The organism is Hymenobacter sp. GOD-10R, from assembly GCF_035609205.1.
Taxonomy (GTDB): Bacteria; Bacteroidota; Bacteroidia; order Cytophagales; family Hymenobacteraceae; genus Hymenobacter.
Genome location: NZ_CP141184.1, coordinates 1,545,660 through 1,559,402 on the forward strand (window position 1 = coordinate 1,545,660; position 13,743 = coordinate 1,559,402).

A 13,743-nucleotide genomic window follows, 5' to 3' on the forward strand; every position below is an offset into this window, starting at 1 on the left:
TAGGTCTTACTTATTGCCTTTGGGTCTTGATTGACCGGGCTTTTTGGCTTCGGCCTCTCGCTCTTGTGCTGCCTTCATGGCTTCGGCGAGGCGGGCTTGGAAGCCGCTAGGTTTCTTGTCTTTGTTCTTGATCTTGTTGGCTTCCAGTTGGGCGCGCAGCTTGGTATCATCCACGAAACGGCGGGTGATGAACTGCTGGCCAAAGGTGATGACGTTCGACACGAAGTAGTACCACGTCAGACCAGCAGCGTAGCTGTTCAGCACGAACAGGAAGATGATGGGCATTAGGTAGCTGTAGAACTTCATCGGGCCCTGCATAGCCGTGTTCAGCTGATTGCTCTGCCAAGTCATGAGCAGGGTAGAGGCCGTCATCATGAGTGTGAACATGCTCACGTGGTCGCCGTACCACTTCAGGTTAAAGGGCAGCTTGATAAAGACGTCGTAGCTACTCAGGTCTTTTGCCCACAAGAAGTGCTCTTGCCGTAGCTCAATGGAGTTCGGGAAGAAGCTGAACATGGCGAATAAGATCGGCAGCGTGAGCAGCGTCGGTACGCAACCGCTTAACGGACTCACGCCCATCGAGGAGTAGAGCTTCATGGTCTCGCTCTGTACCTTGGCCTGGTCGTCGCCGAACTTCTCTTTGATCTGATCTAGCTCGGGCTTCAGCACTTTCATGCGAGCCTGCGATACATAGGTTTTGTACGTGAGCGGCCACGTTACCAGCTTAATCAGCAGTACCAGCAGAGCAATGATGATACCGTAGGAGCTGATAAACTGCTCCAGGAAGTGGAACACCGGAATAACGATGAAGCGGTTGATCCAGCGGAAGAAGCCCCAACCTAGGTACACGTTGCGGTCAAACTCAGGCGCTACATCTTTGAGGATGTTGAACGAGTTTGGGCCGAAGTAAAAGCGGAAGTTTGCTTTGCCCTGCTCCACATCAGCCGCTGGAATGGTCAGCGTGCTGGTCAACGTTTTGATGAACGTAGGATCTTCGTCGGTGATAACCGAGTTGAACTGACCGTTTCCGAACTGATTTTCAGCGATAATGCCTGCTACAAAGAAGTCGTGCTTGTGCGCAGCCCACTTCAGCGGTTCAGCTATTTTCACCTCTTCTGGCTTCTCCGAAGCTTCCACAAGTTCGCCCCGGTCGCCGCTAGCTAGGTAGTGGTTGATGGTGCTGTGGTTACGGTTCTGCTTGCGGTCTTGCTCCGTCTGACGCACGCGGTCGGTGAACGTGAAGGTCAGGGGCTCTTGCGCCAGCACGTTGTTGAGGCCCGTGAAATGTAGATTGTAGGCGAGCTGGAAGGAGTTATCTAATAGCGTATATACCTGCTCGATGCGGCCACCAGCTACATCGGCAGCGAAGGTGAGGCGTTGGCCTTTCTGTTCGCCTTCCGTCACCGGCTGAGCGCCACCCGTAGGCTGAAAGTACAGGTCGGAAAGCTTTACGGTGCGCCCATCGGTCGTACGGAAGCGCGTGTCAAGCTGGGCGCTCTGGCTGTCGATCAGGTCGAAGGGCTGACCAAAGAACGTTTTGTACTTATTGAGGCGTACTGCTTCAACACGGCCTCCTTTGGTGGAGAAGGTGACGGTAAGGTTCTCGTTTTGCAACTGCACCTGCTGGGCTGTGCCCTGCGCAGCCACGGCAAACGTGCCGAGGGTACGCGCTGCCGTGGCAGAGTCGAGTGGGGCAACAGGAGCCGAAGTAGCGCTTTTCGCAGCAGCAGTAGTGGTGGGTTTGGCGGCCGGTTTGTCTTTCGGCGCTTTTGGCGCGAAGAAAAACAAATAGGCGAGCAGCAGGGCCGAAATTAGAAACAGGCCGGTTGCTTGGTTCTTGTCCATTGACGGGAACTGACAGGGAAGAAAATGAGAAAGGCTTAACAGCCTCAGAAAGTGAGTATAAGAAAAGAAGCTCCTCAAAAAGTGGGCGAGCCAACGACAAAGGTAGCGTGTGGCAGTCTTTTTCTACTCAGTTTCAACGAATTCAGACGAAGTGACAGGAGAAGGAACGAGGAGCTAACCTAGCTCCTCGCTCCTTAAACCTAAATCTCGTTTTTGTGATGCTGGATGGCCGCCCGAACGAAGCGTACAAAAAGCGGGTGCGGATTCTGCACGGTGCTCTTCAGCTCGGGGTGAAACTGCCCGGCCACGAACCACGGATGGTCGCGGAGCTCAATAACTTCCACTAGGCCCGTGTCAGGGTTGAGGCCCGAGGCTATTAGACCGGCTTCCTCAAACTGACCTAAGTAGTCGTTGTTGAGTTCATAACGGTGGCGGTGCCGTTCGCTAACGTGGTTGCGTCCGTAAGCTTTGGCCGCCTTCGAGCCTTTGCGTAGCTCGCAATTGTACGAGCCCAGACGCATGGTGCCGCCTTTCTGCGTAATGGCTTTCTGCTCTTCCATCATGTTGATGACGGGGTGCGGCGTTTGGGCGTCCATTTCGGTGGAGCTGGCGCCTTCGAGCTTGAGCACGTTGCGGGCAAATTCCACCACTGCGCATTGCATACCTAGGCAGATACCAAAGAACGGAATACCCTTTTCGCGCACATACTTGATAGCGGCTACCTTGCCCTCGAAGCCTCGTTCGCCAAAACCCGGTGCTACCAGTACGCCATCGACGCCGTGTAGCAGCTGCGCCACGTTATCTACATTGATGTGCTCCGACTGGATGCTGCGCACCGTCACCTTGCATTCATTCTGGGCGCCAGCATGAATGAACGACTCGTTAATGGATTTGTAGGCATCCGGCAGCTCCACGTACTTCCCGACCAAGGCAATCGTCACTTCCTCCGTTGGGTTCTTCAGGCGACCTAGGAAATCTTTCCACGCTTCTAGGTCGGGGGAGGGGCTGCCGCCGGTGAGCTTGAGCTTCTTGATAACCCGGTCGTCGAGCTGTTCTTTCAACATGAGCAGCGGCACCGAGTAGATGCTGTCGGCGTCGAGCGACTCGATAACGGAGTTGATTTTTACGTTGCAGAACAGCGCAATTTTCTTGCGCATCTCCATCGGAATAGGGTGCTCGGAGCGGCACACCAGAATGTCGGGTTGCAGGCCAGCCTCGCGCAAGTCGCGCACCGAGTGCTGGGTGGGCTTGGTTTTCAGCTCGCCAGCTGCAGCTAGGTAAGGCAGCAGGGTAAGGTGAATAACGAGTGAATCGTTCGGTGGAAGTTCCCAGCGCAGCTGGCGCACCGCCTCCACGAAAGGCAAGCTTTCAATGTCACCAATACAGCCACCGATTTCGGTAATCACCACGTCGAACTCGCCGCCTTGGCCGAGCAGCAGCATGCGCCGCTTAATTTCGTCGGTGATGTGGGGTACCACTTGCACCGTCTTGCCGAGGTAGGCACCCTCGCGCTCCTTACGGATCACGTGGTTGTAGATGCGGCCGGTGGTAACGTTGTTGGCCTGCGAAGTGGCGGTGTTCAGAAAACGCTCGTAGTGACCTAGGTCGAGGTCGGTTTCGGCGCCATCGTCGGTTACGAAGCATTCCCCATGTTCATAGGGGTTCAGCGTGCCAGGATCGATGTTGATATAGGGGTCAAACTTCTGAATAGTGACCCGGAAGCCGCGGGCTTGCAGCAACTTAGCAAGGGAAGCGGAAATAATTCCTTTTCCGAGAGAGGAGGTCACCCCGCCGGTGACAAAAATGTACTTGGCCGTTGCAGCCGCGGAAGTTGGAGTTCGGTCTGGCATAACGGGAAACAAAGGTACGAAAAGAAGTCGGGCCTTTCCCGCTTTACTCATCAAGCTTTTAGGTAGATTACTGCAACCTAGCTATCGGTCAGCAGTTTCGCCAGCCGAGTTACCCTGGTTTAGGTCTCCGCAATGGAGCAGTGTTCTACGAGTAGACTTCCGCAGTAAAAGCTTTGTAGCCACGGGGGCGGTAACAATATCTTTCAGCGCGTTTTAACGATAAAGCACAAAGTCTTTACCGTAAACAAAAAACAACCAAGCACTATGAAATTTACCCTGATTGCACTTCTGGTTCTCTTGTCATGCTCTAGTGTTTCTGCTCAAAAAACTAATATGATGATTCGCATGTCGGAAATAGAGATTGATCCAAATTATCTTGAAGAGTACAAAAAGATTCTCAAGGAAGAATCCCGGGCATCTGTCAAATTAGAGCCCGGCGTTATTTCTATTTATCCAATGTATCAGAAGGAAAACCCAACGCAGGTTCGAATTCTAGAAATATATGCTAGTCGGGAAGCCTATGAGTCGCATCTGAAGACGCCTCATTTCTTGGAGTATAAAACGACAACTATTAAAATGGTAAAAGCATTGAAGCTTATCGATATGGACGCTATAGATGCCGAAGCCATGCCCGCGATATTTCGGAAGGTAAACGCTAAATAAAAGTGGTTAGGAATTACAAGCCAAGAGCAGCAAAGCTGTAAGAATATAGAAGCTTAGTTAAAGCTTGTAAATAAATTATTCAGCATTTCGCTCTCCTGGATGATAAGCTACAGCACACATATTAGCCTATCATAAGTTTTATAGGTGTTAAAAGGCTTGCGTTTTCTAAGCTTCTGGTTGAAATTGAAGCTGCTGCTATCGAGTATTAATTGATGCGGAATACCTAGGTTGTGTCTGAAAAGCAATAGTAGCTGGTTGTCTAGCTCAGCGGGACACGCTGAGATTTCAGACCTAGCATAGCCAGGGTATCACGGCGAAAGAAAGCTAGGTACTAAACTTTTCGGGGCCGCTTCTTTCTTTCTACCCTTCAGCTGCTGCATCTTGCAGTGTATGCTGCTTTCGTTTTTTCGCCGCCTTTCTTTGCTCGGGTTGCTCCTAGCCACCACGTTTGCCTTCGCTGCCAGCGGAGGTGATGATGAGTCTGAAACTTCTTTGAACCGTGGCCACGGCCCACGCTGGTTGAATAAGCTTATTACCGAGTCGCCTGTGCTGCGGCAGCATTTCGTTGGTGTTTGCATCACCGACGTAGCTACTGGCGAGAAGCTGTACGAACTCAATGCCGACCGCTACTTCACCCCGGCCAGCAACATGAAGCTCTTCAGCTTTTACGCTGGGCTGCATATACTTGGCGATTCGGTACCTAGCTTGCGCTACGTGGTGCGCCATGACTCGCTGCTCTTCTGGGGTACCGGCGACCCCACGCTCCTACACGGCGATGTACCGAGCCGGCGTGCGTTCGACTTCCTGCAAAATCGTCCCGAGAAGCTGTTTTACCTGCCTATTCCGTGCGTCGATGCGTTTGGACCGGGTTGGGGTTGGGAAGACTACAACTACTATTATTCGCCGGAGCGCGGCCCCTTCCCGATCTACGGGCACACGGTGCGGTTTTATGGTGGGCCAGGGAAGAGGCCCCGCGTAGGGCCACGCTTTTTCAACCCCATGGTGAAAGCCGCCCTGCCCGGCGTCACCGACGCCGAGCATGTGCGGCGGGTCGTCACGGAGAATCAGTTCACGTATTTCCCCGCAACGAAGAACTGGATAGACGAGACGCCCTTCCGGACCAGTCCTGTGCTCTTGCAGCAACTGCTTCAGGATACGCTGCGGCGTGCAGTTGTCGTGCTTCCGTGGCGGATGCCGCGCCCCCAAGATTCGGTGCGTACTCTCATGGGGCTGCCCGTCGACTCGCTTTACCGCCGGATGCTGCAAGTGAGCGACAATTTTTTGGCCGAGCAACTCCTGCTGCTGTGCTCCAGTAAGCTAGGTCCGGATTCGCTTGACACAGGGCGCGTGATCCGACTCGCGCGCCGGCAATACCTAGCCGACCTGCCCGACGCGCCGCACTGGGTTGACGGCTCTGGGCTTTCGCGCTTCAACCTCGTGACGCCTCGCACGTTTGTGGCGCTGCTGCTGAAGCTGCATCAGGAAGTGCCTGAGCCACGCCTGCTCAGTGTGCTAGCGGCGGGTGGCGGCCACGGCACCCTGCGCCGCGTGTACCACGACAAAATGGGTACGTGGTTTTGGGGGAAAACCGGCACGCTTAGCAACAATCACAACGTGTGCGGCTACTTGCGCACCCGCAAAGGGAGGTTGCTAGCTGTGAGCTTCATGAACAACAACCACGTCGTGACGACCACTGAGGTTCGCAACGAGATGGAGCGAGTGCTAGGGCAAGTGCGGGAGCGGCTGTAAATTGCCAAAAAAGCCCTAGCTTATTGCTAGGGCTTTTTTGCGTTTGTGCCGTACCGTGGGGTATGGCTACTTGATAAACTGCGCTAAGGTATTCCTCAGTTCGTCGCCGTGCAGGTTGTGGGCTACAATCTTACCGCTCGGGTCTATCAGGAAATTTTGCGGGATGGATTGAATGCGGTACAGGCGAGCTACTTCGTTTTCCCAGCCTTTCAAGTCGGACACCTGTGTCCAGGCAAGTTGGTCGTCTTGAATGGCCTTCAACCACTTGTCGCGGGCTTTTTCGTTATCCAGCGAGATTCCTAGAATTTCGAAGTTGCGCGATTTGAATTCACTATAGACCTTTCTAACATTCGGGTTATCCTCCCGGCAGGGTCCGCACCAGCTTGCCCAAAAGTCCACCAACACGTATTTGCCGCGGTAGTCTGCCAAGGATACGCTTTTGCCTTCTGGTGTTTTCTGGGTGAAGCTAGGTGCCATTGAGCCAAGCGAAACTGCTTTGAGAGTCTGTACTAGTTCGCCATAACGCTGGCCTTGCGGACTGCGTTTGAGAGCGGGGCTAAAGGCATTATAGAGCGGAGCTACTACCGTATACTCGGGCGCTTCCATCATACCTAGCGAGGACAGGATGTCTAAGCTTACCCAAGAGTTGGGGTTGGCTTTGATGAAGGCTCGATACAACTGCGCATATTCCTTATTGATGGCCTCGAATTGAGTTCTCATCCGTTCCTGAAACAGCGGAGACTCTCGTTCCTCCTTTGATGCTTTCTTCGCTTCCGCTCCAAATGCTTGTATCTTGACAAGAATGGGCTTTAGTGAAGCTTGGAGCTGTTGATCGTCAGCTGTTACCGGGCCACCTTTGATGGTGGCCTTGCGTAGTGAATCGGGGCTTGTAAGCACCACTGGGCTAGCTTCTAGGTACACTCTAGTAGCATCCTGTATGCCGAACATGCCTTCTCCTAGCTTACCATCGCGCTTAATTACCAGATCGGCGCTTTGGGGCACATCCGTTTTCCCTCTCAACTCAAAAGCTCCGTTTTTAAAGGTCGCTGAGTCCAATACATTACCTCCGCGTACTAAATAGATTTTGGCGGGGGCGTTCAACTTGCCAACAGTGCCTTTCACGTTGAACGAAATAGGCGTTTGCGCCTGAGCCGTTACGGCGGTAAGTAGTAAGAAACCAAGCAGATAGTTCTTCATATACGTTTGGGTTAACTATGGAATCACTACGCAACTAGAGGTACTCTAAACCAGGTCAATACGCCGCTGATAGCTACTTGATGAATTGGGCTAGTGTCGTTTTTAGCGCCTCCCCACGCAGGTTAGTCGCCACGATTTTGCCGCTCGGGTCTACCAAGAAGTTCTGCGGAATAGCTTGAATGCTGTAGCTCTTGGCGGCTTGATTCTCCCAACCCTTCAGGTCAGATACTTGCGTCCAGGCGAGCTGGTCGTCTTGGATGGCTTTGAGCCATTTGTCGCGGGCTTTCTCCGTGTCGAGGGATACACCTAGGATATCGAAGTTCCTGGTTTTGTATTCGTTGTACACTTTGGTCACGTTGGGGTTTTCTTGCCGGCAAGGGCCGCACCACGAGGCCCAAAAGTCGACTAGCACGTACTTGCCGCGGAACTGGCTCAGACTTACTGGCTTCCCTTCAGGCGTGCTGAGCGTGAAATCAGGGGCATTGGCACCAATTGATACACTTTTGAGCGCTTCCAGCCTCTCGCCGTACTTTTTACCTTCGGGGCTAGCTTGTAGTTCAGGCGAAAGCAACGCAAACAGGGGCGCTACGTCGTCGTATTTCGGTACGGCGCCACCTACTTCTCTGACGGCTTCTAAGCTGATCAAGGAGTTAGGGTTCTGGCGAATGTGAGCCGAATACACTTTGTTGGCTTCTGCCGTAATCACTTTGTCTTGCTCATCCATGCGCTTCTCGAACTCCGGCGACTTGCGCTGCTCCGGCGACGCGGCTCGGTACTCCGTCATGAGCGCCTGCATCTTGTCGCTGCTCGGCTTCAACGCCACTTGCAGTTTCTCAAACTCATTGGTCAGCGCCGGCCCCTTGATGCTGGCATGAACAAGAGAATCGGGGCTGGTGAACGTTGTTTTGCCTTTATCGAGGAAGAAGGCAGTGTGGTCAGCTTGACCCGTGCGCATCCGCATGCGGTTGCCCTTCTGTACCAAGTACAAACGGCTTTGGCTCGGCTTGGTCAGGGTGCCTACCAGCTTGAACTTGCCATTCTTCACCGTTGCAGAGTCGCCGAAACCTTTGCCGCTGCGCCACAGATAAACTTTGGCGGCGTTGTTTAGTTTACCTAGCTTGCCTTCTAGCGTGAATGGTACGGGAGCTTGTGCGTGTGCCGTCCAGGCGGTAGCCAGCAGGCAACCAAGTAGATAGTTCTTCATACAAGTGTTGGTTGAGGATGCGATTGTGGAGGAAATATATCCACTTTGCTACTCAGCACAATAGTGCGTCGCGCACCAGCCGCTACTTAATGAGCTTCGACAGCGTAGTCTGCAAGGCCTCACCGCGTAGGTTGGTGGCCACGATCTTACCACTGGGGTCGATCAGAAAATTTTGTGGAATGGCCCGCACCCAATAAAGCATTGCGACTTGGTTTTGCCAGCCTTTCAGGTCCGAGACCTGGGTCCAAGCTAGCTTGTCATCTTGGATGGCTTTCAACCATTTTTCACGCGCCTGATCTTTATCAAGCGACACGCCTAGAATGTCAAAATTCTTGTCTTTGAACTGGTTATAAATTTTGATGACGTTCGGATTTTCGGCCCGGCACGGGCCGCACCACGAGGCCCAAAAGTCCACCAGCACGTACTTGCCGCGGTAGTCCGCCAACGATACTTGCCGTCCATCCGGGGTTTGTTGGGTGAAGTCAGGTGCCTGCTGACCCACGGCAACAAGCTTGATACGATCTAATTCCTCCCCGTAGGCTTTGCCGGCTGGCGTGTTTCGAACCGTGGCGGAAAGAGCATTGTAAAGTTTTGCTGCCTCTGCATGGTCAGGCACTGGTCCAACTACCTCTTTAAGCGAGTCTAAGCTCGCGGGCACGTCAGGGTGAGTCGTGATATACGTGGTTATTCGCTGCTTGCGCTTATCTTCCTTATACAGCATCTCTGCTCCATGGTGCTTTGCAATAGCTAGCTTGATGGCCTCCTTCTGCTCTTGAGGCGACTTGGTGCTGTTAGCGGCGGTAGCCTCCTTGACAACTTGAAGCAGTTCCCCGTATTTCCGACCATCCACGCTGTTGCGCAGTTCCGGGCTGAGCGCGTCATACAGCGGGATGATTTCTGCATAATTGGGATTAGACCAGCTGAGGCGCTGCACCATATCTAAGCTCACGTAGGAGTTAGGGTGAGTCTTAATATAATCTATTGTCCGACGGTGGCTCTTTTCCAGAAGCGCCTTCCGCTTTGCTTGCAACCGACTCACCAGCTTCGGAGATTGAGCCTGTTCAGCTGCTTTCTGCTTAGCTTCCAATGCCATAAACTTGGCATCCAATGGCTTACCAGCCGCCCAATATTTCTGAATTTCTGTTGTCAGCGGCGAGCCTGTTATAGTCGCATTTTGTATAGAATCAGGACTAGTAAATGTTATAGTGCCTTGTTCTAAGAATACACTGGTGCGGTCTACGCGTGAAGCTCCAAAAGCATCATATACATTACCACTTCGTACCAAAAGCATCATGGTTTGCTTAGGTGTGTCCGTAGTGCCTTTCAGCTCGAACTCGCCGTTGTGCAAGGGAGCGGATTTATCGAAACGACCGTCTTGCAACAAGAAAACTCTGGCTGGTGCATCTACATTTCCAATCTTACCTTTCAGCACAAAGGGGATAGGCACCGGAGCGGGGGCCTCTACCTTCTTATTTTGGCTCTTCGCTTCATACGAGAGAGGGGCCTGGGCTTGCGCCACGAATGGGGTAAGCAACAGCAAGCGGAGCAGTTGTTTTTTCATCTGCTTTCAGGGTGGATGGTACGTCTGAAAGTACTGAAGACTAGTCAATTAATTGCCGAATTATTAAGATATAATATTGTGGCTCCACAACCCTAGGTTCCTAGAACAGCTTTGAGAATGGAGACGCCAACGGTTGGCATAAAACGAACGTGGTCCTACAGCTCTAAAGCTGTAGGACCACGTAGCACTGGGGCCTAAACTGCCGCCGATTAATACAGCACACGGAACTTGATGGTGTGCTCCACGTGGCGTAGCTCGTCAATTACCTCCGGCTCGTATTGCTTGTCGATGTCGGTAATCACGTAGCCGATGTGCTCGTTGGTTTTGAGATACTGACCTAGGATGTTCACGTGGCGGTTGGCTAGTACGTTGTTGATGCGGGCCAGCACGCCGGGCACGTTGGCGTGAATGTGAATGAGGCGGTGCGCCTGTTGGTCGGGCAGCTGAATGTTGGGGAAGTTGACGCTCTGTTGAGTGTTGCCGCTGTTCACGTATTGCATGATGCGCTCGGGCACGAACTCGGCGATGTTGCGCTGGGCTTCGGCCGTGCTGCCGCCGATGTGGGGCGTGAGCAGCACGTTGGGCAATCCGCGCAGCTCGCTTTCAAACGGCTCGGAGTTGGTCTTGGGCTCGTAAGGAAAGACATCGACGGCGGCGCCACCTAGGTGCCCCGAGCGCAGGGCGGCAGCTAAGGCGGGCACATCGACCACGTGGCCGCGGCTGTTGTTGAGGAAGATGGCGCCGGGCTTCATCATCGCAAATTCTTCGGCCCCGATGAGGTTGGTGTTGCTGGGTCGCCCGTCCACGTGCAGCGTCACGATATCAACCTGTTGCAGCAACTCGTGCAGGGTCTTGAACTTGTGCGCGTTACCGAGCTGGAGCTTTTCGGAGATATCGTAGTAGAATACTTGCATGCCCAGCGCCTCGGCCACTACCGACAGCTGGGTGCCGATATTGCCGTAGCCCACAATACCTAGCTTTTTGCCGCGCACTTCAAAAGCGCCCTTCGCCGACTTATCCCACTCGCCCTGGTGCATCTTCTCGCTCTTCTCCGGCAGACGGCGGGCCAGTGCGATAATCTCCGACAAGGCTAGCTCTACGACCGAACGGGTGTTGGAGAAAGGCGCGTTGAACACGGCCACGCCCTTTTTCATGCAGCCCACCAAGTCAATCTGGTTGGTGCCGATGCAGAACGCCCCCACGGCAATCAGGCGGTTGGCGGCGTCGAGTACGCGCTGCGTGACTTGCGTTTTGGAGCGAATACCTAGGATGCTCACCCCTTCAATGCGCGCCACGAGTTCATCTTCGTCGAGGCCACCCTGCACGATTTCAACCTGGTATCCTTCCTCACGAAACAGCTTTTCGGCGGTCGTTTCAATGTTTTCGAGCAGTAGTACGCGGATGCGGTTCTTCGGATAAGAGAGCGTCATGGGAAGTTTATTCTGGTACAGAAATTCGTCGAAAGAGGGCACCACTTCGTCGGCGCGGGCTACTACGGCGTCGCGCGTCACGTTTTCGGTGAAGGCGTAGAAGCGATTAGCTAGGCCGGCCTCGCGGATCTGGTAGTCGGTGTAGCCGTCGCCGAGCACGTACACATCACCGGGGAGGTTGAGCTGGCGCAACTGCTCAATTTTGCCGCCGTCGCGACTCAGCACGTTGCTCGCGTCGAAGCCCGAGATGTTGCCGGCTTCGTCGTAGGTGAAGGTATTGGCCAGCACATACTCGGAGGGAATGCCGAAATCAGCCACTACAGGCTCGATAAACTCGCGAAAGCCGCTGCTCACGATATATACCCGCCCCGGAAACTGCCGGAAAAAGTCACGGTTACGCACGATGCTGTCCGACACTTTCGTCTTGAGCTGGGCCACCAGCAGCGGCAGATGCTCGCGCCGGGCGCTCAGCAAACCTAGCCGTCGGCGCAACGATTCGGAGAAGGAAATGCTGCCGTTCATGCCCGAGTCGGTGAGGGCGCGGATGTCGCCCACCACTTTCGTGCGGTCGGGGTGGCCTTGCAGGGCAATGTCGGCTAGCTCATCGAGCCCTTCTACTTGGGTGAAGGTGCTGTCGAAGTCGATAATGAGGTACGGAAGGTCAGGTTTGGCCATAGCGGCCGCAATATCGGGCGGAAACGATGGGTTTGGAAAGCCTTTCTTACTTTGTTGGGTAGGACCTAGGTAGTTGGAAGGTGCTCATCTGGCCTATCTTCACGCCGAAAGCTCTTCCTTGCGGCCCTTATGAAGCTTTTTTTGCCTGCTTTGTCTCGTTCATTTCTGTGTTGCTGTTGCCTGCTGCTAGGTAGCTGTGCCGCAACGCGTCAGCCTGAAGCTAGGCTGCGGGTGGAAGCTGGCTACTGCGACCCTCCCCAAGTGTTTCGCTATGATTCGGCCTATACGCCCCTTCCAAGCATAAAGCCTTTGCTGGATAGCAGCCTTACGGCGCGGTATTCGCGGCGCAATTTGCTCATGGCAAATGCCGCGGGCGTGTTGCCGCAGCTCAAAAACCTAACGCAGTTAGAGCGTACCGCCTACCATCAGCCCTCCGAAACCAACAAGCTTGCCGTACTCGCGCAGCGGCAGCAGGTGCTAGGGCACTTGCAACTCGTGGCGGCGGCTATTGCTAGCACCGCCGCCGAGCTAGACTGCGAAGGCGAGCGAGCTGATCAAGTGGCGGGCTACTTGGCCGAACAAGAAAATCAGCGGGTGCAGCGCCTGACGGTGTTGTCCATTGGCGTGGGCGCCGTCGCAGGCATCGGCACCACCGTATTCGACCAGAAGGCGCTTCAATATACCTTCGGTATTGGGGGCGGCCTACTCACGGCGGGGCTAGGTTTGCTCTCGCTCACGTCGCACCACAAGATTACGTTTGAACACCCGCGCAACCTGCTGACCGCAGTCTGGCAGGAGGAGGCCAGTTCGGCGCTGTACCCACCGAGCGTATGGTACTGTTTGCACGACAAAGCTTTCAGCAACCGCGGTGAAACCTCTGTGGCCCACAATACGCGCCAGCGCTGGGAACACTACGGCCAGCTCGCCCAACCCAACTCGCCCGAAGGACAGCGGCAACAGACCCTATTGTTCGGAACAGGCGGGGTGTACAGCGTGGATGAGTTGCGCATTCGGGCCAACATGCTCAATGAGCTGCAAGCTGCCGTGCGGTTAATTAACCAAGATTTGCAAGCGCTGTTGCTGGCTCTTATACCTCCTACTGCTCCGTAGAAGAGCGTGCTACTTACGCCTCGTAAAACTCCAGCGGCAAGTCGTCGGGGTCGGCGATGAACGTGAAGCGCCGGCCCGTAAACTCATCTACCCGAATCGGCTCGGCTGTTACTTGGTGCTGAGCTAGCTCCTGCACCGTGGCATCGAGGTCGGAGACGGCAAAAGCTAGGTGGCGTAGGCCAATTGCTTCGGGACGGGAGGGCCGGGGAGGCGCGCCCGGAAAGGAAAATAGCTCGATGATATAGTGGTCGTTCAGCGCTAGATCGAGCTTCCACGACTGCCGCTCGGCGCGGTACACTTCCCGGATAACATTCAGGCCGAGCACTTCCGTGTAGAAACGCTTCGAAACCTCGTAGTCGGAGCAGATGATGGCGATGTGGTGAACGTGCAGCAGCGTTAGCATAAGCAGAAGAAGTGAAGGTGAACGGGCAAAGCTACACCAGCCACAGCAGCTACGCG

At 54.3% G+C, this 13,743-nt stretch carries 10 protein-coding genes; 3 read left to right on the plus strand and 7 right to left on the minus strand.

What is annotated here, in order from left to right:
• Positions 1-6: 6 nt before the first annotated feature.
• The gene (yidC, locus tag SD425_RS06365) at positions 7-1,845 is read right to left on the minus strand and encodes a membrane protein insertase YidC (RefSeq protein ID WP_324676585.1); all 1,839 of its coding nucleotides are present in this window, start codon (positions 1,843-1,845) and stop codon (positions 7-9) included.
• 200 nt (positions 1,846-2,045) lie between these two features.
• Positions 2,046-3,695 (minus strand): CTP synthase, encoded by a 1,650-nt coding sequence (locus tag SD425_RS06370; protein WP_324676587.1) that lies wholly within the window; start codon positions 3,693-3,695, stop codon positions 2,046-2,048.
• Positions 3,696-3,959: 264 nt separating this feature from the next.
• Here SD425_RS06370 and SD425_RS06375 point away from each other — a divergent pair, with 264 nt between their 5' ends.
• Both SD425_RS06375 and SD425_RS06380 read left to right on the plus strand, forming a co-directional pair.
• Positions 3,960-4,358, plus strand: a complete 399-nt coding sequence (locus tag SD425_RS06375) for a putative quinol monooxygenase (protein WP_324676589.1) — start codon at positions 3,960-3,962, stop codon at positions 4,356-4,358.
• 390 nt (positions 4,359-4,748) lie between these two features.
• On the plus strand, positions 4,749-6,107 hold the full coding sequence (locus tag SD425_RS06380) for a D-alanyl-D-alanine carboxypeptidase/D-alanyl-D-alanine-endopeptidase (protein WP_324676591.1): 1,359 nt from the start codon (positions 4,749-4,751) through the stop codon (positions 6,105-6,107).
• A 66-nt stretch (positions 6,108-6,173) separates the two neighbouring features.
• Here SD425_RS06380 and SD425_RS06385 read toward each other — a convergent pair whose 3' ends face one another.
• From SD425_RS06385 to serA, 4 genes are all read right to left on the minus strand, one after another.
• Positions 6,174-7,304 (minus strand): TlpA disulfide reductase family protein, encoded by a 1,131-nt coding sequence (locus SD425_RS06385; RefSeq protein ID WP_324676593.1) that lies wholly within the window; start codon positions 7,302-7,304, stop codon positions 6,174-6,176.
• 73 nt (positions 7,305-7,377) lie between these two features.
• Positions 7,378-8,508, minus strand: a complete 1,131-nt coding sequence (locus SD425_RS06390; RefSeq protein ID WP_324676595.1) for a TlpA disulfide reductase family protein — start codon at positions 8,506-8,508, stop codon at positions 7,378-7,380.
• 82 nt (positions 8,509-8,590) lie between these two features.
• Complete coding sequence (locus SD425_RS06395) at positions 8,591-10,069, minus strand: TlpA disulfide reductase family protein (RefSeq protein ID WP_324676597.1); 1,479 nt, start codon at positions 10,067-10,069, stop codon at positions 8,591-8,593.
• Between the two features lie 209 nt (positions 10,070-10,278).
• Positions 10,279-12,174 (minus strand): phosphoglycerate dehydrogenase, encoded by a 1,896-nt coding sequence (gene serA / locus SD425_RS06400; RefSeq protein WP_324676599.1) that lies wholly within the window; start codon positions 12,172-12,174, stop codon positions 10,279-10,281.
• Between the two features lie 357 nt (positions 12,175-12,531).
• Between serA and SD425_RS06405 the strand changes: the two genes are divergently transcribed.
• Entirely contained in the window at positions 12,532-13,284 is a 753-nt protein-coding gene (locus SD425_RS06405; protein ID WP_324676602.1) for a hypothetical protein, read from the plus strand.
• A 13-nt stretch (positions 13,285-13,297) separates the two neighbouring features.
• On the opposite strand, the gene SD425_RS06410 is transcribed toward SD425_RS06405, so the two are convergent.
• Positions 13,298-13,687, minus strand: a complete 390-nt coding sequence (locus tag SD425_RS06410; protein WP_324676604.1) for a VOC family protein — start codon at positions 13,685-13,687, stop codon at positions 13,298-13,300.
• Positions 13,688-13,743: the final 56 nt, after the last annotated feature.

Coding starts and splice junctions, on each gene's coding strand:
- serA (WP_324676599.1), bottom strand. CDS start 12,174: ATGGCCAAACCTGACCTTCCGTACCTCATTATCGACTTCGACAGCACC.
- SD425_RS06375 (WP_324676589.1), top strand. CDS start 3,960: ATGAAATTTACCCTGATTGCACTTCTGGTTCTCTTGTCATGCTCTAGT.
- SD425_RS06385 (WP_324676593.1), bottom strand. CDS start 7,304: ATGAAGAACTATCTGCTTGGTTTCTTACTACTTACCGCCGTAACGGCT.
- SD425_RS06370 (WP_324676587.1), bottom strand. CDS start 3,695: ATGCCAGACCGAACTCCAACTTCCGCGGCTGCAACGGCCAAGTACATT.
- SD425_RS06390 (WP_324676595.1), bottom strand. CDS start 8,508: ATGAAGAACTATCTACTTGGTTGCCTGCTGGCTACCGCCTGGACGGCA.
- SD425_RS06410 (WP_324676604.1), bottom strand. CDS start 13,687: ATGCTAACGCTGCTGCACGTTCACCACATCGCCATCATCTGCTCCGAC.
- yidC (WP_324676585.1), bottom strand. CDS start 1,845: ATGGACAAGAACCAAGCAACCGGCCTGTTTCTAATTTCGGCCCTGCTG.
- SD425_RS06380 (WP_324676591.1), top strand. CDS start 4,749: ATGCTGCTTTCGTTTTTTCGCCGCCTTTCTTTGCTCGGGTTGCTCCTA.
- SD425_RS06395 (WP_324676597.1), bottom strand. CDS start 10,069: ATGAAAAAACAACTGCTCCGCTTGCTGTTGCTTACCCCATTCGTGGCG.
- SD425_RS06405 (WP_324676602.1), top strand. CDS start 12,532: ATGGCAAATGCCGCGGGCGTGTTGCCGCAGCTCAAAAACCTAACGCAG.